Below are 25516 nucleotides of genomic sequence, written 5' to 3'. Positions count from 1 at the left end.
TCAGCCTCGCGTATTCTTGGAGTTCATGGACTTGAAATCGACCACATCCGGCTGTTGGGCCTCGTGCTTGTGATCGGGACCGGCGTAAACGCGCAGGTTCGAGAATTGCTGACGGGCCAGCGGGCTGTCTTTCGGCAGCATGCGCTGAACAGCTTTCTCGACCACACGCTCAGGGAAACGACCGTCCAGAATCTTGGCCGGGCTGCTTTCCTTGATGCCACCAGGGTGGCCGGTGTGGTGGTAGTAGCGCTTGTCGTCACGCTTGTTGCCTGTGAAGACAATCTTCTCGGCATTCACGATGATGACATTGTCGCCCATGTCGACATGGGGAGTATAATCCGGACGGTGCTTGCCGCGGAGGCGGGTAGCGACGAACGCGGCGAGACGGCCAACAACGGCGCCTTCCGCATCGATCACGATCCACTTCTTCTCGACATCCGCCGGTTTTACGGAGATGGTTTTCATATTGATCCTGCCTCAGGCCTGCTTGGCTCGGGTTGAATTCGAGCGCGCCGTTTAGAGGGCATTTTTGACTTGGTCAAGCAGGTGTCTGATTTTGGCTGTAATTTTATACACCTAACAATGCGGTTAAATGGTACCGCATACTGCATAACCGTCATGTCTCCGTCGTGAATCTAACGTAATTACAGCGTGTTCCCGACGTCCCCGGAGTTGCCGATGTCCCTGTCCCGCCGCCACTTCTTGCGCAGCAGCGCTGCCACCACCCTTGCCTTTTCTGGCCTGGCCGCCCTGGCCGGCTGCCAGCGTCCCTATCCGGCAGAGCAAGGCTATTTCAATGAGGTCAGGGGGCTGGGTTCCCTGCGTGTTGATCCGGACATGCTTGTCGATCTACCGCGCGGGTTCACCTATCAGGTGATCTCCTCGGCCGGTCAGCCGATGAGCGACGGCCTCATCGTGCCGGGTGATTTTGACGGCATGGCGTGTTTCCAGAAGGCCGATGGACGGCTTGTTCTGGTCCGCAATCACGAGCTGCGCCTTGGCGATACTGAAAAATCGCCCTTCGTGCCCGACAATAGCGGTCTTGAGCGAATTGATCGCGCCCTCGTCCATGACTGGGACGAAGACGGCAATCCACATATTGGCGGCACAAGCCATGTCATCCTGAACCCGGAGACCCTGGCCGTCGAGGACGAGTATCTCTCCCTCGTCGGGACAATGAATAATTGTGCCGGCGGTCCGACGCCCTGGGGCAGCTGGCTGACTTGCGAGGAAACGGATCTCAATCCCGGCCCACAGGCCGGTGTCGAACATGGCTATATCTTCGAGGTTCCGGCCGAAGCCGAAGGACTGGTTCAGCCTGTCCCGCTCAAGGCCATGGGCCGGTTCCGCCACGAAGCCATTGCCGTCGACCCCCGCACAGGCATCGTCTACGAGACCGAAGACGAATATAACCGCGCCGCCTTCTATCGTTTCCTGCCAAATGTTCCGGAACAGCTCGTCGAAGGCGGACGGCTTCAGGGCCTGGCGATCCGCGGGCGCCCGGGCCTCGACACACGAAATTGGAACAGCGAGACAATCCAGCCCGGCGAATGGCTGGATGTGGACTGGGTGGACCTCGACAATGTCGAAGCGCCTGACGCTGATCTCGCCATACGCGCCATCGCCGGCGGCGCCGCGCAATTCACCCGCGGTGAAGGCATCTGGTGGGGCGAGAATGAATGTTATTTCGCCTGTACCGATGGCGGCCCGGACCGGCTTGGCCAGATCTGGCGCTACCAGCCAAGCCCCGATGAAGGCGAGAACGGCGAATCCGCGGCGCCCGGCCGGCTTCAACTTTTCTATCAAAGCCATGACGCCGCCGTGATGGAGCGTTGTGACAATCTCTGCGTTGCCCCTTGGGGCGACCTCATCGTTGTTGAGGACGGACCTGAAGACCAGTACATCCGCGGCGTGACGCCCCAAGGAGAGGTGTATACGATTGCCCGCAATGCGGCCTCCGGGCCGGAAGGTCAAAAAAGCGAGATTTGCGGTCCATGTTTCAGTCCCGACGGTTCGACTCTGTTTTTCAACGTACAGCGCTATCCCGGTCGCACCTTCGCGGTCCGCGGTCCCTGGCCCGAGCCTTCGCGCTAGGCGCTTCTCTTCTGGCGCTCAGCGCTTGCGGACCCGACACGCAGGAGACAGCCGAGAACTCCAGTCCGCTGGATGAGGGCGGACCGGTCGAGGTGACGGTGACTGCCGCCTTCACGCCTGTGAATGGTGGGGGGGGCGGCATGGTCGGCTTCCTCCCCGACCCGCTCGCCCCTTCGCTCGGCTTCGTCCTGTCAGCGCCGCGCGATGGCGGTATTGATATCTTCGACCTGGATGGTCTGCTGAAGACGCGACATGCCGGTGAACGCCTGACCGGACTCGCCACGGCCCCCAATTTCGAACTTCGCGGCGAGAGCCTGCCACTGATCTTCGGCGCCGCCGCTGATTCCAATTCGGTTCGCGGATATGCCGTCATTCGCGATGGTGCCCAGGTCCTTGACCTGCCACTGGGCGAAATTGAGCCGATCAACGGTGTCACAGGCCTCTGCCTGCTGCGCGAGGGCGCCGGTTTTGTTGAAATCGTCGTGCTTGGAACAGGTGCACGCGCCGAAATCTGGCGGATCCGGGATGCCGGCGAAGACCTTCTCGGCGTCGAACGAATCCGCGATTTCCCCCTGCCCGATCCGGCGCGCCAGTGCGCGACCTTTGATGGTGACATCTACACAGCCAGCCCGGCCGGTGGCCTGGCCCGGCTCAGCAGTGACGGGACACTGCTTGCCGACACAGCTTATCCAGCGGCCAACCTGACCGTGGGCGAGTTCAACGGCACGCGTCTCGTACTCGCCACCAATGGCAGCGGCGATACCGTCGAGACCTTTGACGCTGCGACGTTGGACGCCGGCATCTCCCTCGACATCGTCGATGGCCTCTCCACGCCGGGCGTCGGCATTCCGGCGGGCCTCGCTGTCACAGATGCTGACTTTGGTTACACAGCCTATTCCAACGGGCTCATGGCCGTCTTTGACGCCGACGCCGGCCGACTGAAAGTCATCTCGCGAGACGTGCTGACACGCGCTGTGTTTTCCAGCGAATAACGACCTTCGACCGGCGATTCTGTTGGAGGCTGAATGAGCCGCGCAAGTGGCTCATTTCGCGTTGGGTGTGGCCAATCCCTCGACACGATCGGTCAATGGCCGCGCCCGCAGTGCCGCCACAGCCTCAACGGCCTTGCCAGCGAGATCACAGCCGATCTCGTCGAAGAGGGCATCCATCGCGGCACGGATATTCTCGAGTACAGCCATCATCAATCGATACTGATCCTCGCCGCGCGCCGTCAGGACCAGGACCTTGCGTCGGCTGTCCGTGGCATGCGGGCGTTTTGTGACAAGGTCCAGCTTGATCAGGGCCGCGATCCGCTGGGTCGCGACCTGGTGAGGTTGATCGAGCGAGGTCGCGATATCGGCAGCCGTCACATCCGCGATCTCACCGATCATGAGTACCGTCGAGATCGCTCTTGGCGGCACATCAATGCCCGCTGACGACAACAGGACCTGTCCCTGATCGGCAATCGTTTCCACCAATCTCAGCAGCTTGTTGGACACGAATGCGCCGCTCAGCCGGTGAGTGTCCATGATGTTGCTGTCACGCATGGCTTGCCTTTTATACAATTAATTGTACAATTCTGTGTACAAAATACACCCTTCGACCTCAAACGTAAAGGAAGGTCAGCCACCATGAATGACGCTCAAACTGACAAGCGCACAACGGTCCTCACCTTGCTGACCTTCCTCGTGATGCTCTCGGTAACGAGCGCAATCGCCCATTACGCGATCGTCGAACTTGTGCCGACCTCCCTTTATGTCGGCACGCTCATGATGATGCCCACAGTGTCAGCTTTCCTGGCGCTCAAACTCCGCGGTCGGAAGATTTCCGACCTGCCCTGGCGCTGGGGAAGCCATGGCGCCAATTGGGCCGGATACCTGATCCCGGTGCTGTATGTCGCAATTGGTTACGGGATCATCTGGATGACCGGGCTGGGTGACTTCGGAAACCCAGAAACGGTCAGCGCTTGGAGCCAGCAACTTGGCCTTCCCGATGCGTCGGCCTTCGTGGTAATCGCGCTGATGGTCGGCTTGATGGCCATCGTTCAATTCGTGAAATCGCTAGGCACGATCGCGGGCGAGGAAATCGGCTGGCGCGGCTTTTTTGCATGGGAGTTGCGCAAGCTTTTCTCATTCAATGCCACATGCCTGATCAGCGGTAGCATCTGGGCAATCTGGCACTATCCGCTCATCATCGCCTATGGCGGCGGCAACACCGTGTTTCAGCTGATCTGCTTCACCGTCATGATCATCGCCATGACCGTGATCATGACCTATTACACTTTCAAGAGCCGGTCCGTCTGGCCCGCCATCATGTTTCACGGCGCCCACAATATCTACATCCAGAAAATCTTCATGCCATTGACCGTCGAGACGTCCTCCACCGCCCTGTGGACGGATGAATACGGTCTCATGATGCCAATCGTGGTGAGCCTGATCGCGCTGGTTTACTGGCAGCGGGCTCGCAAGGCCGGCCTCTAGCGCGACGCGTCGCCCTACACCGCGCGGCGGGCGGTCCAAGCCGCGCCGACCATGGCAATGAAAAGCAGGACAGCCCCCGCCTGGTGGGCCAGCGAAAGCGAGAGCGGCACGACCGCCAGCAGTGCAGCAATACCAAGCGCGATCTGTCCGATCACGAGAGCTGGCAGGATGATCATGAAAGGCTTCAGCGAGACCCGTGGCTCCCGCCAGATCAACCCGGCGTAGACAAAGACCCCCAGAGCGACGAGATAGCCGGTCCACCGGTGATGCAACTGCACCGCTGCATGGCTCTCGAATATGGCCGGGAAGAAGCCCATCCCGGCGAGATAGCCCTCGGGGATGAGATCACCATTCATCAAGGGCCAGGTGTTGTAGAGTCGACCGGCATCAAGGCCGGCGACGAAAGCCCCCAGGATGATCTGCAGGAAGACCAGGCCGAGAAGCCCGGCTGACAGGCCGGCAAGTCGCCCTCGCCGCAATGGTGGCGGCCCATAGCGCGCTTCCAGCGACAGCCAGATCGATGCCCCGAGAATAATGAACGCCATGCCCAGATGCGTGGCCAGACGGTATTGGCTGACGTCCAGCCGGTCGGACAGCCCGCTGGCGACCATCCACCAGCCAATCGCGCCCTGGGCGCCACCGAGCAGGAAAAGCCCGAACAGGCGGGGCTTGAGGCGCGCGCTGAGCTCGCCCCGCAGCCAGAAGAAGATGAAAGGTACAAAAAAGACCAGACCGATCAGGCGACCCAGCTGACGATGCCCCCACTCCCACCAGAAAATGAACTCAAACTCCTCCAGCGTCATGTTGGAGTTTTGAACCTGGAATTCTGTGGTCTGCTGATAGAGCGAAAACTCTCGCTCCCAATCTGCCTGCGAAAGGGGCGGAATGGCGCCGGAGATCGGCTTCCACTCGGTGATTGACAGGCCGCTATCGGTCAGCCGCGTCGTACCGCCGACAATGATCATCGCGCAAACGAATGCGGCAACAATGAGCAGCCAGATCGAAACGGCGCGGCTGGTGGTGCTGGTATGGTACGACATGCTATCTCCCGGTCCGGCTAGTTAGCCCATCCACAGCAGCAGACAAGCCTCGGGCTTCATTCCATGCGGGTCGCCTGCTGATAATGCACTCGCAGGACAGGAGCGGACGCGCCATCATGTCGCAACCGACAAGAGTGTCAGGGAGAGACAGGCGTGGCGAAAACCAGTGAGACAGTCATCATTCTGGGCGCCGGACAAGCAGGCGGCCAATGCGCGGCCTCCTTGCGGCGCGGCGGGTTTGAGGGCCGCATTGTCCTGGTTGGCGATGAGCCGCACCCGCCCTATCAGCGCCCCCCCCTGTCCAAGACCTATTTGTCCGGCGAAATCGATGAAAGCCGTCTCTGGCTGCAACCGCCGGAAACCTGGGCCGAGCAAGAGGTGGAATTGCGCCTGTCGAGCCGCGCCAAAAGGATCGACCCGGACCGGAAGCTCGTCATCCTCTCAAACGGTCGCGAGGAATCCTACACGCATCTTGTGATCGCAACCGGCTCCCGGGTGCGCCCCCTGCCGGTCCCCGGCGCCGAGCTCGATGGAGTTCGGTATCTGCGCTCCATTGCCGACGTCGATGCGCTGAAGGCGGACGTCCAGCCTGGCAAGCGGATCGCCATCATCGGTGGGGGCTATATCGGGCTGGAAGCGGCCTCGGTGGCGGCCAAGCTCGGTGCGACACCGATTGTGATTGAAGCGATGGATCGGCTTCTGGCGCGCGTCGCGGTTCCCGAAGTTTCGCAATTCTATCGGGACGCCCATGAGACCCGCGGCGTTACCATTCGTCTGGACGCCCAGGTCGCGGCGCTCAAACCCAGGTCCGGATTCTTCTCCCGTGGCACAGATGTCAGCCGGGTCGAGTTAAAGACAGGCGAGAAGATTGCCTGCGATAGCGTCCTCGTCGGGATAGGCGTCATGCCCAACCAGGAAATCGCCGCCGCATCCGGCCTGGAGACGGGCAATGGGATTATGGTCGACGATCAGTGCCGCACCAGCGATCCCAATATCTACGCCATTGGCGATTGCGCCGAGCAACACAACTGGCTCACCGACACCCGCCTGCGTCTGGAGAGCGTTCCCAACGCCCTTGACCAGGCCAAGCGTGCCGCCGCCGCCATCTGCGGCGGCACAGCACCCAAGCCGGAAGTGCCCTGGTTCTGGTCCGACCAGTTCGACCTCAAGCTCCAGACCGCCGGCCTGATCGGGACCCAGGACACCACCATCACCCGCGGCGGCGACGCAGAAACACCCCGTAGCTTCTTCCATCTCGCCAGCGGGGTCCTGATCGCCGCCGACTGCATCAATGACCCGCAAAGCTTCATGGCCGCCAAGATGATGATCCAGAAGCGTGCCCGGCCCGAGCCGGCTGCCTTGGCCAATTCGGGAATAGCGATGAAGGATGTGATGAAGGCGGCGCTTGCGGGAATTCAGGACTAGCGCCCGGTGTTGAGGGCATCACCCTGCTTCGCGTCCGGGAGGCGTCTGCCAACATGGCGCGGGGCGCAAGACGCTCCGGGGCCGGTGCCCCGACCGGCTACGCGTCAATCGCCTGGTGTGCATACCGATCGCGATGGCGATTGAAATTGGCGACGGGCGCTTGTCCCGGCGGCGCACTACCCTAGTTTTCACAGTCATTGTTTCGGGAGGGATCAAATGTCCAATAAGGCCAAGTTTTTCATTGGTACGGCGGTGCTCGCCGTCAGCACAGGCCTGACGGCGGCCGGGCCGGTCATCGCGCAGGACGCACCGATCGTGCAACCGGGGGCGCCCGGTGAAGCGGTCCGCCAGCTAAGCGCCGAGGAAGCCGTCCAGATTGCGGCCAACCGATATTCCGACGATGATGTCCGTTTCATGCAGGGCATGATCCTGCATCACTATCAGGCGGTCCAGATGGCGGCACTGGTCGGTGACCGGACCAACACATCGGACCTAGTGGATATCGCCGGGCGGATTGACGCGTCGCAGGCCGATGAGATCGCCTTCATGCAAGGCTGGTTGCGCGAGCGAGGCGAAGACGCCCCGGATCCGGCCGGCGACCCCCACGCCATGCATCATGGCGGCCATCAGACCATGTCCGGCATGGCCACGCCGGAGCAGATGGCGGAGCTTGCCGCGGCCCGTGACATGGCCTTTGACGCCCTCTTCCTGGAGTTGATGATCGCCCATCACGAGGGCGCGGTGGACATGGTCCAGCACCTCCTGAACCAGCGCGGCTCGGCCTACGACCCGATCCTGTTCGACTTCGTCAACGATGTGCGCGGCGAACAGGAGGCGGAAATCCGCCGGATGAATGCCACACTGTCGGGCCTGTCCCAAGACCCGCGCACCGGGCTCGCCGGCGGCTTCCGCGATGCCGAGGAAGCCATTTCAAATCTCGCCCTCCTCGCCAGTCTGCCCAAGCCTACAGGCTTCTTCGACGTCGAAAATCCGGCTGGAAAACCGCCGGAGATCGAGGCCGATGAATCCGATGAGGACATCGAGCGCCGGTTCGGGGACCGCGCGCCCTTCCTCAGCTTTTCCAACACCGACATCGCCTTTGCCGGGGATTTGATGGCGGTCGGGAATTACCACGGCTTCAACCTCTACCGTATCGACGCGGACGAGCCGCGTCTTGTCAGCTCGGTTGTCTGTCCCGGCGGTCAGGGCGATGTGTCCATCGTCGGAGATCTCCTGATCATGTCGGTGCAGGACACGCGCGGGCGGGTCGATTGCGGTCGCCAGGGTGTCACCGAGGATGTCAGTGAAGAGCGCTTCCGGGGGATCCGGGTCTTCGATATTTCCGATCCGGTCGCCCCACGCCAGGTTGGTCAGGTGCAGACCTGTCGCGGCTCGCACACTCATTCCGTGGTGTCGAGCGATGACGAGCTGATTATCGTCTACAATTCCGGCACCAGCTCGATCCGCTCCGAAGATGAACTGGCCGGCTGCGTCGCCGGCCTTCCGGGCGATGAAGAGACGGCCCTGTTCAGCATCGATGTGATCGAGATCCCGGTTGCCGATCCTTCGCAATCACGCCTCGTCGACAGCCCCCAGGTCTTTGCCGATGACGAAAGCGGCCGTATCGCCGGGCTGTGGGCCGGCGGCGACCACGGCGAGGGCACGCAATCAACGCGGCGGACGGACCAGTGCCACGACATCACGGTCTTCCCGGCGCTCGACCTCGCTGCCGGCGCGTGTTCGGGCAATGGCATCATTCTCGACATCAGCGATCCACGCGCGCCACGCCGGATCGACGCGGTCGTGGACCAGGGATTTGCCTACTGGCACTCAGCCACTTTCAACAATGCAGGTACCAAAGTCCTGTTCACGGATGAGTGGGGCGGCGGTGGACGCCCGCGCTGCCGCGCTCAGGACCCGAGCGATTGGGGCGCCAATGCGATCTATGACATCAATGATGGCCAGCTTGAATTTGCCGGCTATTTCAAGATTCCCTCGGCCCAGACCGAGGAAGAGAATTGCGTCGCGCATAATGGTTCGGTGGTCCCGGTCCCGGGTCGCGATATCTTCGTGCAGTCCTGGTATCAGGGCGGTGTGTCTGTCATTGATTTCACCGATTCAGCAAATCCGTACGAGATCGCCTTCTTTGATCGTGGTCCGATCGACGAGGACCGTATGATCAGCGGTGGCTATTGGTCATCCTACTGGTATGACGGCCGGATCTACGCCAGCGAGATCGCTCGCGGCCTCGACGTCTTCGCGTTGTTGCCGAGCGCGCATTTGACTGCCAACGAAATCGCTGCCGCCGCGCTGGCTGACCAGGGTGAGGCGTTCAATCCGCAACAGCAATTTCCGGTCAGCTGGCCCGACCACCCGGTCGTCGGCTTGGCCTATGTCGATCAGTTGGAGCGTATGAATGCGATCTCCGCGGAGGCAGCGGAGCAGCTCTCTGCCGCGCTTGATCGCGCCGTGCAGCCTGTTGAGAACGGTGCGCGCGACGCGGATCTGGCATCGGAGCTGAGCGGGCTAGCAGACGCCCTGCCGAGCGCCGAGACGGGGTCACCCCTCGCATCACGGACGACGGCTCTCCGAGCGGTGATCGATGGGGTCGCGTCCAGCCTTCGCTAGGCCGCCGGACATCGATACAGCTAACGACAAACCACGGCTCGATTGAGCCGTGGTTTTTCTTGCGCGGCGCCAGGCGCCACAGGGCATGCCCACACCGCTCGCTGCAGGTAGGAGCCCAGCCATACAATGTTCAGATCGGTTGATAGCAAGCAAAAAATGGTCGGAGCGGCGAGATTCGAACTCGCGACCCCCGGTCCCCCAGACCGGTGCGCTAACCGGGCTGCGCCACGCTCCGACACTCACTTGCTGGACAGGCAGGCCCGTCCAATGGGGAAGTCGCTTATAGGGTGAGCTTTCCGGCTCCGCAACAGGTGTGTCAGCGCGGTGTGCGGTGGCCCGGGCAATGCTCGGGACATCAGGGTTCCAGAGCGGCTTTCAGCTTGGCCCGGGCGTTTTCCAGATCGGCGAGGATGTCATCGAGCTGACGTTGGGCACCATCGGCCGGGCGCGGACGCACCGGAGCCGTCAGGGCCGGTGTCTCGCGGTCGGCGGCATCAATTGCGAGGCCGTCGCGCACCGAGCCGGCTTCGCCCTCACCCATCGCCATAACCGCAGCGATGCCATGATCCTTGAAATACTTCCGGGCGCCCTTGATCGTGTAGCCATCCTCATAAAGGAGCCGCTTCACGCCGCGCAGCAATTGCAGGTCCTGGGGACGGTAGAAACGCCGGCCTCCGGCACGTTTGAGCGGGCTGATCTGGGCGAATTTGCTTTCCCAAAAGCGCAGGACATGCGCCGGGATATCCAGTTCATCAGCGGCCTCGCTGATGGTCCGAAATGCGTCCGCAGACTTCTTTGTGACCGACATGCGCCCTTCGCGTCAGCCTCCGGGCCTGTCCTAATCCTTGGACAGAGCCGAGTCGACGCGCTCCTTGAGAACTTGCGACGGTTTGAACACCAGGACGCGGCGCGCCTCAATCGGCACCTCCACTCCGGTCTTCGGATTACGCCCGACACGTCCACGCTTGTCCCGCAGAAGGAACGAGCCGAATGAGGAGAGTTTGACGGACTCACCCTTGGCCAGCGTATCCGACACCATGCCCAGTACGGACTGAACAAGATCGGCTGATTCCTGACGTGAAAGGCCAACCTCTCGGTAGACCGATTCCGCCAGATCTGCTCGCGTCAAGGTTTTGTCTGACATAGCTATCCCCACAAAGACGATATGAAGCTACGCCTCCAAAGCGGGTCAGGTCAACGCCAAGGTCTTGGTTAAGTGCAAGAAACCGGCGAATAAAAGATCAATAACGCGCGAGCGCGGCGCCCCAGGTGAAGCCACCGCCCAGCGCTTCCATCAAAACCAGGTCGCCCCGCTTGATGCGCCCGTCCTGCACCGCCCGGTCAAAGGCAAGCGGAACCGAGGCCGCCGAGGTATTCCCGTGATCAGCAACCGTGGATATGACTTTTTCCGTTGGAATTGAAAGCCTTCGCGCAACACCTTCAAGTATCCGCTGATTGGCCTGATGAGGCACAAACCAGTCCACTTCCTCGATCGTGACGCCGGAACGCTTGGCGATCGTGGTCATGGATTCAGCGATATTGGTGATGGCATGACGGAAGACCTGATTGCCCACCATGCGCAAATGACCCACCGTTCCGGTCGAGGACGGGCCGCCATCGACATGGAGCAAATCCTTGAATCGCCCATCCGAGCGCAGATATGTGCCCAGAACTCCCGAGCGTTCGGTGCCCTCATCGGGTTCCGCCGCCTGCAAAACCATCGCACCGGCGCCATCCCCGAAAAGCACACAGGTCGAGCGGTCGGTCCAATCGAGAATCCGCGACATGGTCTCGGCACCGACGACCAGAGCCGTCTTCGCCTGGCCACGCGCCAGCATATTGTCCGCCATGGCAATGGCGTAAACAAAGCCGGTACAGACGGCCTGGACATCAAAAGCCGCCCCCCGGGTCGCGCCGAGCCGAGCCTGCAGCATGGTACCAACCGAGGGAAAGGTGAAATCAGGAGTCGTTGTGGCGACCACGATCAGGTCAAGATCGTCCGCCTCGAGCCCGGCATCTTCGAGCGCGCGACGCGCAGCCCGCTCCGCCAGGTCGCACGTCGTGATGCCCTCACCGGCTATATGGCGCTGACGGATACCCGTCCGCTCGCGGATCCAGGTGTCGCTGGTATCCACCATGGCGGAGATTTCGTCATTGGTCAGGATCCGCTCGGGCAAATAGGAGCCGATACCGGCGATACGCGTACTCAACTCGGTCATGAAGCTGCCACGACTTCCTGTTCTTCTTCAAAACTGGCGAATTTGTCGAGATTGGCGCGAATCTGGGCCATGAAATCGCTCTTCGCCATGACATAGGCCAGGCCGAGCGCCGAGGCGAAACCCTCACCGTCGGCACCGCCATGCGATTTCACGACGATCCCCTTGAGGCCCAGCAGCACACCGCCATTGATGTAGCGCGGATCCATCCTCTGGCGCAGGCGTTCGAGCGCGCCGAGCGAGAGCAGACCGGCCGCGAGCTTGGCCAGCAGCGAGCTGGTCAGCGCCTCACGCACCCAGCCGGCGACCAGACGGGCCGTGCCTTCGGCGGTCTTCAACGCAATATTCCCGGTGAACCCATCGGTGACCACGACATCGATGCCGCCGGCCGAAATGTCATTGCCCTCGATGAAACCCTGATAGGCAATATCGAGGCCCGATTTGCGGATCAGCTGATCCGCCTCGCGCACCGTGTCATTTCCCTTGAGTTCTTCCTGGCCGACATTGAGCAGACCGACAGACGGCGAGTCACCGCCGAATACGGCACTGTGATAGGCCTCGCCCATAATTGCGAACTCAACCAGCTGGGTCGCACCGCACTGAACATTGGCGCCCACATCGAGGACAACCGTATGCCCTTTGGGCGTGGGCCAATTCGCAGAAATCGCCGGACGGTGAACGCCCTTTTTCATGCGCAGGATGACCTTGCCGATCGCCATCAAGGCGCCGGTATTGCCCGAGGACACGATCGCACCCGCCTCACCGGCCTTCACGCTCTGGATGGCATTCCACATCGAGGAGCCGCGCGCGCGCCGAACGGCTTCGCTCGGCTTGTCTGTCATCTGAACCAGCGTCTCCGTATGTCGCAACTCGCAAACGGCGGCGACTTTCGGATGCTTTTCCAGAAGCGGCGCGAGCTGCGCCTCGTCACCGTGAAGCAGATAGTGCGCCTTGCGGTCCGGCCAGCGCTTGAGCGCATGGCCGATACCCTCGACGACCGCCTCGGGTCCGAGATCTCCGCCCATGGCGTCGACCGAAATCGTGGGGATAGCTGTCATGAGTAGCGGTGCAATGTCCCTCGCAAAGGCGCGCTGCGCCGAAAGCCCGCGGAACTTAGCCCATGACTCTAGCAATGCAAGACAGCAAGACGGCGATCAGATCGCCGGAAAGGCCGGGGACGCCCCGGCGATCAACGCTGCCCCACCCTGTGCCCGCAAGGCTTCAAGTGCCGAGTTGACGTATAGGGCAAGGGCTGGCGCGCGCGCGTCATCCGCCTCAGCGTTGAAAACATTGCGCGACAGCACGGCCTGCAATTCATCCGCCTGGTCCTGGCTGGCCGCTTCGCGCAGCGCTTCGGCTCGACCATAGAAGCCCTCCGCCATGAAGCGGATCTTCTTGCCAACGCCTGAGTCGCCCACGCCCATTTCGCGCATGGCGGCATCAAAATCATCGAACATGGTGTCAAAGAGCGCCTGGCTGAGACGCGCTGACTCGTCGCCGTCCTGCGCTTTCAGGGTCAGCACCACCAAGGCACAATGCAGGATGATCATCTCGAAACGGCCTTCGACCGTGTCCGGAACTCCCAGCCTGGCATAGAAATCCGGCGTGCGGGCAACCGTCACGACATCGCGATACAGCGCTTCGGCGCGTAGTTTTTCCGGCTTTCGGCCGAAAAGACGGTTCAACATGCGATCCGCTCTCCCAAGAATTGGCGCTTGAAGCTAAGCTCGCCCTTGGTTAGGTCAAGACAGCGCCGCACGCGTCATCACGTCGCGCGCGGCAGACCCATCTCGCAGGAGTTCCTGATGAAGCGTCGCGTTAGCCTTACAGTCCTGATTGCCGCTTGCGCGATCGGCGCATCGGCCTGCAATCCGGTCCTTCGATCGCACGGCTATCGCTACACGACTCAGGACGTGCCCGAAATCCTGGTGGCTGAAGACACCGAATCCACGGTGCTGTCGCGCCTCGGCAATCCGTCAACACGTGGAACTTTCGAGGATAACACCTGGTATTATATCTCAGCGACCCGTGAGAGCCTGGCCTATCTCCGGCCGGCAACACGTGACCGCCGCATCATCGCCGTCACCTTCGACGATAATGGTGTGGTCTCCGAAGTCTCCGAATACGGGCTGGAAGACGGCCGGGTGGTTGCCTATGCGGACCGCGAGACGCCGACACGGGGTCGCGAACTGACCTTCCTGGAACAGCTTCTCGGCAATGTCGGGCGCCTGCCCTCTGAACAATTCGGTGGCGAGCAAAACCTGCCCGGCGGCGCCGGCGGTCCGCGTCGCGACCAGTAGACGCGACCGGCAGCGCGACATCCAAAGAGCCCTGGTTCACGGACCGGGGCTTTTTTGTGCGCGGCGCCCGCTGTGAGCAAACAGGTCGCAGCCTTCTCCGCCGCTGTCCGCCCGTCCTTCGCCACCGAAACACATTGGCCCGCAGGCCGCGCACAGCGGACAAAAAAAGAGCCCCGGCCAAAGGCCGGAGCTCTTCCAGGATCAGGCGTGATCCTGCCTAGTGGGCCAGGACGGCCAACAGAAGCAGGGCCACGATATTCGTGATCTTGATCATCGGGTTCACGGCTGGACCAGCCGTGTCCTTGTAGGGATCACCAACCGTATCGCCGGTCACGGACGCCTTGTGAGCCTCCGAGCCCTTGCCACCATGATGGCCGTCTTCGATATACTTCTTGGCGTTGTCCCAGGCACCGCCACCGACGGTCATGGAAACGGCCACGAAGAGACCATTGACGATCACGCCCAGCAGCATCGCACCAACCGCAGCCAAGGCTTCCGCCTGGCCGGCGATCGCATTGATCGCAAAGTAGAGCACGATCGGAGACAGGACGGGCAGAAGCGAAGGCACGATCATTTCGCGGATCGCCGCCTTGGTCAGGATGTCCACGGCGCGGCCATAATCCGGCTTCGCCTTGTACTCCATGATGCCCGGGATCTCCTTGAACTGACGACGCACCTCGGCAACCACGGCGGTCGCCGCACGACCAACGGCCATCATAGACATGCCGCCGAAGAGATATGGCAGCAGACCACCGAAGAGGAGGCCGACGATCACATACGGGTTCTCGAGCGAGAAGTTCGGCTCAATCCCCAGCAGATGTTCGACATCCGTCGTGTAGGCCGCGAACAGGACCAGGGCGCCAAGACCGGCCGAACCGATCGCATAGCCCTTGGTCACCGCCTTGGTGGTGTTGCCCACCGCGTCAAGCGTGTCGGTCGTATTGCGGACGCTCTCGTCGAGACCAGCCATCTCAGCAATGCCCCCCGCATTGTCCGTCACCGGACCGAAGGCATCGAGGGCCACGATCAATCCGGCCAAGGCCAGCATGGTCGTCACCGAAATGGCAATCCCGAACAGGCCCGCCAGGGCATAGGTACTCAGAATGCCACCAATGATGATCAGGGCTGGCAGCGCCGTCGATTCCAGCGAGACCGCGAGGCCCTGGATGACATTCGTGCCATGCCCGGACTCCGAGGCCAGAGCCACCGACTTCACCGGGCGATAGGCAGTCCCGGTATAGTACTCGGTGACCCAGATGATCGCTGCCGTTACGATCAGGCCGATCAGGCCAGACCAGAACAGGTTCATCCCGGTGATCATCTTGCCGTTCACTTCGGCGATATCACCCATGCCGATCGTGAAATCGGTCACGAAGTAGAGCGCACCGATCGACAAGACACCGGCAACGATGAGGCCCTTGTAGAGCGCGCCCATCACATTGGTGCCCTTGCCGAGGCTCACAAAGAAGGTGCCGATGATCGAGGTCACGATACAGGCCGAGGCGATCATGAGCGGATAGAGCACCATCGTGGTCGCCAGACCGCCGGAGAAGAAGATCGCCGCCAGCACCATGGTCGCAACCACGGTCACTGCATACGTCTCGAACAGATCAGCCGCCATGCCGGCACAATCACCGACATTGTCGCCGACATTGTCGGCGATGGTGGCCGCATTGCGCGGATCATCTTCGGGAATACCGGCTTCGATCTTGCCGACCATGTCACCGCCGACATCCGCACCCTTGGTGAAGATACCGCCGCCGAGACGGGCGAAGATCGAGATCAGGGAGGCCCCGAAGCCGAGAGCGACCAGGGAGTCGATGATGATCCGCCCGGTATCTTCGCTTCCGAGGACCAGTCCCATCGGACCGGTCAGAACCCAGTAATAACCAGCCACACCCAGCAGGGCGAGACCGGCAACCAGCATCCCGGTGATCGCACCGGACCGGAAAGCCACGGCGAGGCCGGCACCCAGGCTCGTACTGGCAGCCTGGGTCGTACGCACATTGGCGCGGACCGAGATCAGCATGCCGATAAATCCGGCAGCGCCGGACAAAATGGCACCGATGGCAAAGCCGAGCGCTACCTGCCAGCCGAGGAAGACGGCGATCAGGATACAGACGACGACGCCGACGATGGCGATGGTTGTGTATTGACGTTTAAGGTAGGCGTTTGCGCCTTCCTGGATGGCCGATGCGATCTCCTGCATCTTCTCCGTGCCTGCGCTCGCACCCATCAGACGTTGGGTCTGAACGACCCCGTAGATGATGGCGAGAACAGCTGCCGCAATGGCCAAAAAAAGCATGTTCATGGCTTCCAGCCCCGTTTGTTCACTTCGTTGTGGTCTCGGAAGGAATACGGGAAAGCATGCGCGTGTGACCACGCCGACCTTAGACAACTCCCCCGCTTTTATTCTTATTGTTGGGGAGACTATGCCCAAAGCATTGGGGCGGTGCAATACGCACTCTTTGCCAAGTCAAAACATTGACTTGCTGCACTGCAATATAGTTTTAGCGACGAAAGAGCCGGGTATCAGCCTGGCGAATCTCGATGCGCTCGATGGCACTCGGTCCATAGTGCTCGCCAAGCGCAGCCTGCCATACTTCCACGGCACGCTCGGTATCGAGCGCAGAGCCTTCGTCATTGGAGACCGAAGTGCGGAAAGCCGCCCTCACCGCGGCATCGAGGGCGTAGTGGGCATCCTCGCGAATATCCCAGACATTGTGCCCGGTCGCCACGCGAACGCGGATTTGCACATAGGCATAGCCAGTCAGATGGCCTTGGCTCGACAAGGGGGCGACCACGGTCGGCATGGTGAAACTGCGCGGATCGTCTTCGTCGTCCTCGGCTTCTTCCTCATCATCCTCATCCGACCCGGCAAGATTGAAGATGGTCAGGAAGCGATTGCCGCGACCGCCCGCATCACCCGAACCATCTCCGGACTCCGCCGGCGGGGCCACCAAGGCATGGGCGGGCATCGGGATCAGCGATACCAGAAAGATTGCAGCCACTCGAGCGAAAACATTGCGCATGAAAGCCTCTCAGTCATTGCTCAGACTGACAGCTTTGCCTCAAAAATGCGTAAACCCGGTCCGCTGCGGCGCCAGCAACGCGCCGGTCGCATCTCGCAGACATATCCGGGCATCCCCGGTAACCGAACCGATGCGGGTCAGGGCGAGGCCGAGCGTTTCACTGATCGCATTGATCCGGCCCCGTGCGGCGACCGGAGCTGTGAAGGCCAGCTCGTAATCATCGCCACCTGCGAGCAGGCGATGGACATCCCCCTCCGGCGACGCGCGCCAGGCCTTGCCGGCCTTCGACAATGGTACCGCTTCGATCTCGATTTCGAGCCCGCAATCACTCGCCCGGGCAATATGGCCGAGATCGGCGATCAGACCGTCAGAGATATCTACCGCGCTGCTGGCCAGTCCGCGAAGAGCCTCACCCAGCGCCAGGCGCGGCTCCGGTGCGGTATAGCGAGTCAGGCAATCCGCAAGCGCAGCTGCACCCGATTGCGCCGCCATGAGACCGAGAAATCCGTCCCCGATCTGTCCGGAGACCCAGACATCCTCGCCAACCTGCGCGCCGTTGCGGGTCACGGCCTGGCCGACTGGGACGGCGCCAACAAGGGTCAGGCTGATCGTGAGCGGCCCGGGCGTCACCGTGGTATCGCCGCCGACAAGCGTGAGACCAAAGCGGGATTGGTCGTGTTTCAAGGCAGCCAGGAAAGCTTCACGCCACCCGGCGCCAAGCGCGCCGGGCCAGGACAGGGCCGCCAGATAGTGGCGCGGCGACGCCCCCATCGCTGCCAGATCGGAGAGATTGCTGCGCAAGGCACGACGGGCGACGGTTTCCGGAGAGTCACTGTCGCGAAAATGCACGCCCGCGATCAGGGTATCGCAGGCGAGCACGAGGCTCTCACCTGGATTCGGGTCGAGCAGGGCCGCATCATCGGCCAGGTTGAGGGCGACGGGATCGCCTTCACTCAGAGGCAGGAGATGCCGCCGGATGAAGTCGAATTCGCCGTCGCCGGCCATGGCTCAGAATTCGTCCGGGCGAGCGTCGCGGGCGGCGCGATCGAAAGCCGCATTGATGAATTTCGGCTCGGACCCCTCGAAGAAGGCATTGGCGATTTCGATGTATTCATCAATCACCACGCGCGCAGGCACATCCTTGCGATGCATGAGCTCAAATCCACCAACGCGCAGGATGGCACGCACGGTCGAGTCCAGGCGTTCCAGACGCCAGCCTTCAGCCAGCAATGCGTCCATCGCCGGATCGACGCGGGCCTGCATCTCGACAACACCGCTCACCAGGCTTTCGAAGAAATCCTCGTCGGCCTCGACATAATCAGGCGCTTCGTGATCACCACCGAAACGATGATCGCGAAATTCGCGGATAACCGCCGCCGCGCCCTGCCCGCTGATCTCCATCTGATAGAGCGCCTGAACGGCTGAGAGGCGTGCAGCCCGACGGAGACGGGCCCGGTTTTCCGATGTGGATTCCTTGCTGGCTGCAGCCATGATCATGCGCTCCTGAAGCGGTTGCGCAGCTCGATCAGCATCATCGCCGCATTGGCTGCATCCGCGCCTTTATTATTGTCGATGGCGCGCTTCAAGGCCTGGGCGCGGTTCTCAACCGTGAGAATACCATTGCCCACAGGGATGGCCCGAAGGTTCAAATCCATGATTCCACGCGCCGATTCACCGCAGACATAGTCATAATGAGTGGTCTCACCACGAATAACACAGCCCAGCGCGACATAGCCGTCATAACCGGCGCCGGCCTTTTCGGCCTGAGCAATCGTGCCGGGGATTTCCAGCGCACCGGGGACTTCGACAATGTCAAAGGCGCAGCCCTTGGCCTCGATGGCGTCGCGCGCGCCCTTGATCAGGGCATCAGCGATGTCGCGGTAGAATGTCCCCGCAATGATCAGGTATTTCGGCGCGCTCATGCGTCACCCTCCGGAAAATGCCGCTCTTCGCGGATAGACAGACCATAGCCCTCAAGGCCGACAATTGTCTGCGGCTTGGTGGTCAGAAGAATCATGTCGCGCACGCCAAGGTCCAGCAGGATCTGCGCGCCGACGCCATACTCACGCAGGCGGCGTGCCTCACGCTCGTCCTGAGGCAGGCTGGGATGGGCACCAAGCCGCTCAATGATCGCGGTATGCGAGGTCTCGCGGATGAAGACCATGACCGCCGGGCCGTCGGCCTGGGAAATTGCCCGGATTCCGGCTTCCACCTTCTCGCCACGCGGACCGCTTTCATGGAGGACATCATCAACAAAACTGACCTTGTGCATGCGCACAGTGGTCGCTTCACCGGCATTGGGTTCCCCCTTCACCAGGGCAACGTGCTCGGAGCCGTCCAGCGTATTGCGAAACACGACCAGTTTGAACGGACCGCCCAATTGGGATGTGAACTCGCTCTCGAGGCGCCGTTCGATAAAGCGGTCATTCTTGCGACGATAGGCGATCAGGTCGGCAATCGTGCCGATCTTCAGCCCGTGCAGCTGGGCAAAAGCGACGAGGTCAGGGAGGCGCGCCATCGACCCGTCTTCATTCATGATCTCGCAGATCACGCCGGACGAACCGGCGCCGGCCAGGCGGGCCACATCGACGGAGGCCTCGGTATGACCAGCCCGGACCAGCACGCCGCCATCGCGAGCGACCAGCGGAAAGACATGGCCCGGTGTGGCAATGTCCTCGGCGCCTTTGGACGGATCAGTCGCCACTTCGATCGTACGGGCCCGGTCATGGGCCGAGATGCCGGTGGTGACACCCTCGCGGGCCTCGATCGAGGTCGTGAACGCGGTCTGGTGACGCGAGCGGTTATCGCTGGCCATCAGTTTCAGATCGAGCTGGGTGACGCGTTCCTGGCTCATCGCCAGACAAATCAGGCCGCGCCCGTGCTTGGCCATGAAATTGACCGCATCGGGAGTGGCGAACTTGGCCGGGATGACCAGGTCGCCCTCATTCTCGCGGTCCTCGGCGTCGACAAGGATGAACATGCGTCCATTGCGCGCATCCTCGATAACGTCCTCGATGGGGGAAAGTGGGATGTCGCTCACGCGCGTCTCCAAATATCAGGTCGGCGAAAATTCGCTCAGGCGGGCGGCGTAGCGTGCCATGAGGTCAACCTCAAGATTGACGTGCGCGCCAACTTGCAGCGCGCCCAGTGTCGTGACCTCCGCCGTATGCGGAATGATCATCAGATCAAAACAGTCGCGGGTCACCGCATTGACGGTCAGGGAAACGCCATCGACGGTGATCGAGCCCTTCCGCGCAATGAAGCGATTAAGGTCCGGTGGGGGACGCACGGACAGAACCAGCCACTCGCCCTCCTCACGCCGATCAACCAGCTCACCGAGGCCATCGACATGCCCGGTGACCAGATGACCACCAAGTTCCTCGCCAATCGCCAGGGCGCGCTCGAGATTGACCGGATCGCCGACCTGCCAGCTTCCCAGCGTGGTCAGGCGCAAGGTCTCCGGCGACACCTCAACAGCGAACCAGCAGCCCTCGGGCACCCCAACGACTTCCACTACCGTCAGACAGGCCCCGGCATGGGCAATCGATGCACCCAGCGCGATGGTGTCAGCATCGTAGGGCGCTTCGATCTCGAAGCGGCGCACGCCCTCGCCGCTGATCGCGCGAATGCGGCCTTTCGCCGTGACTATTCCGGTAAACATCAGCCTGTCCGTTCGTAGGTTTCCTGCAGATCAGCGCCGCGTTCCACGACGCCTGTCCGCCTGAAAATGGGGGCGGTGTCGAGTGTCTCAAGGCCCAGAGCTGCGAGAACCGGCATTCCGTCGCCTCCCAACAGCATTGGCGCGCGGAACCATTCGATACAATCCACCAGTCCGTCCCGCACCGCCGAGGCCGCGATCCCGGCTCCCGCCTCGATCATGACGCGCTGATGCCCGGCCATCGCACGGCCCAGGTCACGATAGGGTATCAGCGTCACGGAACGGTCGCCCCCCTTGAACACGCGGGCATTCGCAGGCGTGCGTCCCTGGCTGTCCATGATGATGATATCCGGCTGACGCTCGCACCCGCCCTCGGGCCGTGCCGTCAATTGGGGATCATCCGCGAGGATGGTGCCGATGCCGGTGAGGATGGCGTCATGAGCAGCGCGCATGCGATGCACAACCGCGCGGCTTTCCGGACCGGTGATCCATTGCGAAGCCCCATTGGCCAGCGCGATCCGCCCGTCGAGCGAGGTCGCCAGTTTCAATGTGACACGCGGACGCGCCGCGGCGTTCATTCCTTGTCGTCTTCGCTTGTTCCGAAATGGGCGCTCAGCGCTTCATCGGTGATGAATTCGCGGAAATCCTCGACCTTGTGGAAATCCTTGTAGACCGAGGCATAGCGAACATAGGCCACGGCATCGAGATTCTTGAGACCTTCCATGACCAGCTCACCGACCCGGTCTGACGTCACATCGGTCTCGCCCGTCGACTCCAGGCGCCGGACAATACCGGAAATCATCTGATCGATGCGATCCGGCTCGATATTGCGCTTTTGCATCGCAAGCTGGATGGAGCGGTTCAGCTTGTCACGGTCAAACGGCACCCGCCGCCCCGACTTCTTCATCACGGTCAGCTCGCGCAATTGCACGCGCTCGAATGTGGTGAAACGGGCTGCACAGGACGGACATTGCCGCCGGCGACGAATGGCATTCCCGTCCTCCGCCGGACGGGAATCCTTCACTTGGGTATCGGGATGACCGCAAAAAGGACAACGCATGCGGGTACCCTAGGCCAATTCGGGATAGATGGGGAAGCGCGCAGTGAGCGCCTTCACCGTCTCGCGAACCTCGCCCTCGATCTCCGCATTGCCCTCAGGTTGATCGACCAGCGCATCAAGTACCTTCACCATCAACTCACCGATCAGGGTGAATTCCGCCTCTCCGAAACCGCGGGTCGTCCCCGCCGGCGAGCCAACGCGCAGACCCGAGGTCACTGTCGGCTTTTCCGGATCGAACGGGACGCCATTCTTGTTGCAGGTGATGTAGGCGCGCTCGAGGGCTTCCTCGGCGATATTGCCTTTCAGGCCCTTCGGACGCAGATCGACGAGCGCCAGATGGCTGTCCGTTCCACCGGAGACAATGGCATAACCCCCATCGGTGATCGCCTTGGACATCGCCTGGCAATTGGCGACGACCTGTTTGACATAATCCTTGAACTCCGGCTGCAGCGCTTCGCCAAAGGCCACCGCCTTGCCCGCGATCACATGCATGAGCGGACCGCCCTGCAGGCCCGGGAAAATCGCGGAATTGAACTTCTTGCCGAGATCAAGATCGTTGGACAGGATCATGCCGCCGCGCGGCCCGCGCAAAGTCTTGTGGGTCGTCGTCGTGCAGACATGGGCGTGGGGCATCGGATTGGGATAGACCCCACCAGCCACCAGACCGGCGACATGGGCCATATCGACCAGAAGATAGGCGCCAACTTCATCCGCGATCTTGCGGAATTCGGCGAAATCGATCTCGCGCGGATAGGCCGACCCGCCGGCAATGATCAGCTGTGGCTTGACCTCATGAGCCTTGGCCCGGACCGCGTCATAATCGATCCGCGCATCGCTCTCGCGCACACCATAGCTTTCAGCCTTGAACCATTTTCCCGACATGTTGGGGCGGGCGCCATGGGTCAGATGCCCCCCGGCGTCGAGAGACATGCCAAGGATGGTATCGCCTGGCTTGAGCAGGGCGAGAAAGACACCCTGATTGGCCTGGCTGCCCGAATTCGGCTGGACATTGGCGTATTGGGCACCGAAGAGCGCCTTGGCGCGCTCGATGGCGAGTGTCTCGACAACATCGACATGCTCACAACCGCCATAATAACGGCGCCCCGGATAGCCTTCGGCATACTTGTTGGTCAGCGGCGAGCCCTGCGCCTCCAGCACCGCGCGGGAGACGATATTCTCCGATGCAATCAGCTCGATCTGGCTTTGCTGACGCTGGATTTCTTCATGGATCGCATGCGCCACGTCGCGATCACTCTCAACGATGGACCGGGTGAAAAACGGATTTTCCTGGCTGGCTTCGATCTGGGTATCGGGCATGACGCTTCCTCATCACATTTATCTCGTGTGATAAGGTGCTGCCCCGGGCGGGGCAAGCGGACAATTGGCGCGGCTGCAGGCGCGATCATGCTGAGTCGCGCCAAATCAGATTACTTGAACATTTCTGCCGGCGCAGGTGCGTATGAAACATATTCAATCATACTCACTTGAACTCGCTATCAAGTCATAATATCGATCAGGCATTGCAATAATGAATGAAGTCACCACGTGTGACACAAGCAAGACAGCGTATCTTGAAAGGTTCCATAAATGGCCGACGACATGCTCCCCGATATCGACAAGGAAGAATTGCTGCGGATGACGACCGATGTTGTCGCTTCCTATCTCTCGCACAACTCCATGCCGGCCGATAACGTGCCCGACCTGATCAAGTCAGTACATGCGACAATGAAGGAAGTTTCAGAGTCGGAAGTGAAGCCCGAGCCCAAAACCAAGCCGGCTGTCGCTGTCTCCAAGTCCGTTGCCGACGACTACATCGTCTGCCTCGAGGACGGCAAGAAACTCAAAATGCTCAAGCGGTATTTGCGCTCGCAATACAACATGTCGCCGGACGACTATCGCCGGAAATGGAATCTGCCTTCGGACTACCCGATGGTCGCGCCGGCCTATTCGCGCAAGCGGTCACAATTCGCCAAGGATATTGGTCTGGGACGCGGCAAGAAAGACGGCTAGTCCGCCCGATCTAGACTTCGATCCCCCGACGGCCGGACCCTGTGTCCGGCCGTTTTTTATTGGCCGATGCCCGCTTGAGTTTCCAGGCCAGCTTGGCGCGGGCCAGGACATCAATATCAGCCCTTGGTGTCTTCGCGGGAACCTGGAATACAACCTCCTCGGCCGTGGCACCGTCAATGGCGGCCACGCGCAAGGCGTTTCCCACTCGCTGGATTTCGACAAAAATCTCGCCGGCCATTCCCGGACCTCGCTTGAGCGAGCCGAATTCAGGCCCGGGCCACCCCGGTCTGTTCGCACGCCCGCTCCCAGACATCATCAAGTGCCTCGATGAGCTGGTCAAACATTCCGTCGTCATGCAACGGGCTCGGAGTCAGCCGCAGCCGCTCCGTGCCGCGCGGCACGGTCGGGTAGTTGATCGGCTGGACATAGACACCATGCTCTTCGAGCAGCATGTCGGAAATACGCTTGCAGAGGACCGGGTCGCCGACCTTGATCGGAACAATATGGGTCTCCGATACCATGACCGGATAACCGGCCTCGGCAAGCCGCGTTTTCAAGGTCGCGGCACGTTCCTGGTGCGCGTCACGCAGATGATGCGCCGCCTTGAGATATTCCACACTCGCCCGCGCGCCAGCCGCCAGGGCCGGCGGCAGGGCTGTTGTGAAGATGAAACCCGGCGCCATGGAACGGATCGCATCAACGATTGCGCCGTCGGCCGCGATATAACCGCCCATCACACCGAAAGCCTTGCCCAGCGTACCCTCGATGATGTCGATCCGGTCCATCAGGCCTTCGCGCTCCGCGATCCCCGCCCCACGCAGGCCGTAGAGGCCGACCGCGTGCACTTCATCGAGATAGGTCAGTGCGCCATATTTGTCGGCGAGGTCACAGACCGCCTCAAGCGGACCGATATCGCCGTCCATGGAGTAGACGGACTCGAAGGCGATCACCTTCGGTGCATCGGCGGGCGCTGCGGCCAGCAATTCTTCCAGATGTTCGAGATCATTATGGCGCCAGATTCGCTTTTCACAGCGCGCGCCCTTCACGCCCTCAATCATCGACGCGTGGTTGAGCTCATCCGAAAACATGACGAGCCCGGGCAGGATCTTGCCAAGGGTCGACAGGGTCGCCTCATTGGCGATGTAGCCTGAGGTGAAAAGCAGGGCCGCGCTTTTCTGATGAAGGTCGGCGAGCGAACGCTCGAGCTCGACATGATAGTGCGTGGTGCCGGAGATATTGCGCGTACCGCCGGCGCCTGAACCGACATCATCAATCGCTTTCTTCATCGACTCCACGACACACGGCACCTGGCCCATGCCGAGATAATCATTGGAGCACCAGACAGTGACGTCGCGGACCTTGCCATCCTCGGAGCGCCAGCGCGCCACGGGGAAATCGCCCTTGCGTCGCAGCAGGTCGGCAAAGACGCGATAGCGCCCTTCAGCCTTCACACGACGGACGGCATCCTGAAACGCGGTTTGGTAATCCATGGGACGGGCCTTTCACGACGTTCACTACATGCCAACCGGACGGTGAGTCGATACATAGTCCGTTATCAGCCGTCCGTATAATG

At 61.4% G+C, this 25516-nt stretch carries 27 protein-coding genes and 1 tRNA gene; 7 read left to right on the top strand and 21 right to left on the bottom strand.

Annotated features, from left to right (window positions below):
- Complete coding sequence (gene rplM / locus JXQ94_RS06305) at positions 1-465, bottom strand: 50S ribosomal protein L13 (protein WP_421922933.1); 465 nt, start codon at positions 463-465, stop codon at positions 1-3.
- Between the two features lie 213 nt (positions 466-678).
- Between rplM and JXQ94_RS06300 the strand changes: the two genes are divergently transcribed.
- Together JXQ94_RS06300 and JXQ94_RS06295 are read left to right on the top strand one after the other, a co-directional pair.
- Complete coding sequence (locus JXQ94_RS06300; RefSeq protein WP_421922932.1) at positions 679-2094, top strand: alkaline phosphatase PhoX; 1416 nt, start codon at positions 679-681, stop codon at positions 2092-2094.
- Positions 2095-2186: 92 nt separating this feature from the next.
- Positions 2187-3086: a hypothetical protein gene (locus JXQ94_RS06295; RefSeq protein ID WP_421922931.1), complete on the top strand. Its 900-nt coding sequence runs from the start codon at positions 2187-2189 to the stop codon at positions 3084-3086.
- 51 nt (positions 3087-3137) lie between these two features.
- On the opposite strand, the gene JXQ94_RS06290 is transcribed toward JXQ94_RS06295, so the two are convergent.
- Positions 3138-3641 carry a MarR family winged helix-turn-helix transcriptional regulator gene (locus JXQ94_RS06290; protein WP_421922930.1) on the bottom strand — a complete coding sequence of 168 codons (504 nt, stop codon included), beginning with the start codon at positions 3639-3641 and terminating at the stop codon, positions 3138-3140.
- Between the two features lie 84 nt (positions 3642-3725).
- Here JXQ94_RS06290 and JXQ94_RS06285 point away from each other — a divergent pair, with 84 nt between their 5' ends.
- Entirely contained in the window at positions 3726-4574 is an 849-nt protein-coding gene (locus JXQ94_RS06285) for a CPBP family intramembrane glutamic endopeptidase (RefSeq protein ID WP_421922929.1), read from the top strand.
- 14 nt (positions 4575-4588) lie between these two features.
- Here the strand turns inward: JXQ94_RS06285 and JXQ94_RS06280 are convergent, their stop codons facing one another.
- The gene (locus JXQ94_RS06280; protein ID WP_421922928.1) at positions 4589-5614 is read right to left on the bottom strand and encodes a COX15/CtaA family protein; all 1026 of its coding nucleotides are present in this window, start codon (positions 5612-5614) and stop codon (positions 4589-4591) included.
- 153 nt (positions 5615-5767) lie between these two features.
- Between JXQ94_RS06280 and JXQ94_RS06275 the strand changes: the two genes are divergently transcribed.
- Complete coding sequence (locus tag JXQ94_RS06275; protein ID WP_421922927.1) at positions 5768-7039, top strand: NAD(P)/FAD-dependent oxidoreductase; 1272 nt, start codon at positions 5768-5770, stop codon at positions 7037-7039.
- A gap of 216 nt (positions 7040-7255) precedes the next feature.
- Positions 7256-9667, top strand: coding sequence for a DUF305 domain-containing protein (locus JXQ94_RS06270; protein WP_421922926.1), 2412 nt, complete (start codon positions 7256-7258; stop codon positions 9665-9667).
- Between the two features lie 157 nt (positions 9668-9824).
- On the opposite strand, the gene JXQ94_RS06265 is transcribed toward JXQ94_RS06270, so the two are convergent.
- The 6 genes from JXQ94_RS06265 to JXQ94_RS06240 form a co-directional block, all read right to left on the bottom strand.
- Positions 9825-9902: transfer RNA gene (locus tag JXQ94_RS06265), tRNA-Pro, on the bottom strand.
- Positions 9903-10022: 120 nt separating this feature from the next.
- The gene (locus tag JXQ94_RS06260) at positions 10023-10475 is read right to left on the bottom strand and encodes a MerR family transcriptional regulator (RefSeq protein ID WP_421922925.1); all 453 of its coding nucleotides are present in this window, start codon (positions 10473-10475) and stop codon (positions 10023-10025) included.
- 30 nt (positions 10476-10505) lie between these two features.
- Positions 10506-10811, bottom strand: a complete 306-nt coding sequence (locus JXQ94_RS06255) for an integration host factor subunit alpha (RefSeq protein WP_301062976.1) — start codon at positions 10809-10811, stop codon at positions 10506-10508.
- A gap of 97 nt (positions 10812-10908) precedes the next feature.
- Entirely contained in the window at positions 10909-11886 is a 978-nt protein-coding gene (locus tag JXQ94_RS06250; RefSeq protein ID WP_421922924.1) for a beta-ketoacyl-ACP synthase III, read from the bottom strand.
- Positions 11883-12941: a phosphate acyltransferase PlsX gene (plsX, locus tag JXQ94_RS06245; protein WP_421922923.1), complete on the bottom strand. Its 1059-nt coding sequence runs from the start codon at positions 12939-12941 to the stop codon at positions 11883-11885. Before plsX ends, JXQ94_RS06250 begins: the two co-directional genes overlap by 4 nt.
- Positions 12942-13037: 96 nt before the next feature.
- Positions 13038-13571 (bottom strand): ubiquinol-cytochrome C chaperone family protein, encoded by a 534-nt coding sequence (locus JXQ94_RS06240; protein ID WP_421922922.1) that lies wholly within the window; start codon positions 13569-13571, stop codon positions 13038-13040.
- Positions 13572-13688: 117 nt separating this feature from the next.
- Here JXQ94_RS06240 and JXQ94_RS06235 point away from each other — a divergent pair, with 117 nt between their 5' ends.
- Positions 13689-14183, top strand: coding sequence for an outer membrane protein assembly factor BamE (locus tag JXQ94_RS06235; protein ID WP_421922921.1), 495 nt, complete (start codon positions 13689-13691; stop codon positions 14181-14183).
- Between the two features lie 217 nt (positions 14184-14400).
- Here the strand turns inward: JXQ94_RS06235 and JXQ94_RS06230 are convergent, their stop codons facing one another.
- From JXQ94_RS06230 to glyA, 10 genes are all read right to left on the bottom strand, one after another.
- Positions 14401-16494, bottom strand: coding sequence for a sodium-translocating pyrophosphatase (locus JXQ94_RS06230; RefSeq protein WP_421922920.1), 2094 nt, complete (start codon positions 16492-16494; stop codon positions 14401-14403).
- Between the two features lie 199 nt (positions 16495-16693).
- Positions 16694-17215 (bottom strand): hypothetical protein, encoded by a 522-nt coding sequence (locus tag JXQ94_RS06225; protein WP_421922919.1) that lies wholly within the window; start codon positions 17213-17215, stop codon positions 16694-16696.
- Positions 17216-17254: 39 nt separating this feature from the next.
- Positions 17255-18220: a thiamine-phosphate kinase gene (thiL, locus tag JXQ94_RS06220; RefSeq protein ID WP_421922918.1), complete on the bottom strand. Its 966-nt coding sequence runs from the start codon at positions 18218-18220 to the stop codon at positions 17255-17257.
- A 3-nt stretch (positions 18221-18223) separates the two neighbouring features.
- Complete coding sequence (nusB, locus tag JXQ94_RS06215) at positions 18224-18706, bottom strand: transcription antitermination factor NusB (protein WP_295690949.1); 483 nt, start codon at positions 18704-18706, stop codon at positions 18224-18226.
- 2 nt (positions 18707-18708) lie between these two features.
- Entirely contained in the window at positions 18709-19137 is a 429-nt protein-coding gene (gene ribH / locus JXQ94_RS06210; protein ID WP_421922917.1) for a 6,7-dimethyl-8-ribityllumazine synthase, read from the bottom strand.
- Complete coding sequence (gene ribB, locus JXQ94_RS06205; protein WP_421922916.1) at positions 19134-20255, bottom strand: 3,4-dihydroxy-2-butanone-4-phosphate synthase; 1122 nt, start codon at positions 20253-20255, stop codon at positions 19134-19136. Before ribB ends, ribH begins: the two co-directional genes overlap by 4 nt.
- A gap of 15 nt (positions 20256-20270) precedes the next feature.
- Entirely contained in the window at positions 20271-20876 is a 606-nt protein-coding gene (locus JXQ94_RS06200) for a riboflavin synthase (protein WP_421922915.1), read from the bottom strand.
- Positions 20876-21451: a RibD family protein gene (locus JXQ94_RS06195; RefSeq protein ID WP_421922914.1), complete on the bottom strand. Its 576-nt coding sequence runs from the start codon at positions 21449-21451 to the stop codon at positions 20876-20878. The genes JXQ94_RS06200 and JXQ94_RS06195 overlap by 1 nt, the downstream gene beginning before the upstream one ends.
- Complete coding sequence (gene nrdR, locus JXQ94_RS06190; protein ID WP_295690958.1) at positions 21448-21933, bottom strand: transcriptional regulator NrdR; 486 nt, start codon at positions 21931-21933, stop codon at positions 21448-21450. The genes JXQ94_RS06195 and nrdR overlap by 4 nt, the downstream gene beginning before the upstream one ends.
- Positions 21934-21942: 9 nt before the next feature.
- Positions 21943-23250, bottom strand: coding sequence for a serine hydroxymethyltransferase (glyA, locus tag JXQ94_RS06185; protein ID WP_295690960.1), 1308 nt, complete (start codon positions 23248-23250; stop codon positions 21943-21945).
- 270 nt (positions 23251-23520) lie between these two features.
- Here glyA and JXQ94_RS06180 point away from each other — a divergent pair, with 270 nt between their 5' ends.
- Complete coding sequence (locus tag JXQ94_RS06180; protein ID WP_295690963.1) at positions 23521-23943, top strand: MucR family transcriptional regulator; 423 nt, start codon at positions 23521-23523, stop codon at positions 23941-23943.
- Positions 23944-23953: 10 nt separating this feature from the next.
- On the opposite strand, the gene JXQ94_RS06175 is transcribed toward JXQ94_RS06180, so the two are convergent.
- Together JXQ94_RS06175 and hemA are read right to left on the bottom strand one after the other, a co-directional pair.
- Complete coding sequence (locus JXQ94_RS06175; RefSeq protein ID WP_295690964.1) at positions 23954-24181, bottom strand: DUF6898 family protein; 228 nt, start codon at positions 24179-24181, stop codon at positions 23954-23956.
- Positions 24182-24209: 28 nt separating this feature from the next.
- On the bottom strand, positions 24210-25433 hold the full coding sequence (gene hemA / locus JXQ94_RS06170) for a 5-aminolevulinate synthase (protein ID WP_421922913.1): 1224 nt from the start codon (positions 25431-25433) through the stop codon (positions 24210-24212).
- Positions 25434-25516: the final 83 nt, after the last annotated feature.

Origin of the sequence: Maricaulis maris, assembly GCF_049116555.1 — a bacterium.
Taxonomy (GTDB): Bacteria; Pseudomonadota; Alphaproteobacteria; order Caulobacterales; family Maricaulaceae; genus Maricaulis; species Maricaulis maris_C.
Note: the sequence above shows the minus strand (reverse complement) of the source record. Positions and strands in the feature narration are given on the sequence as shown.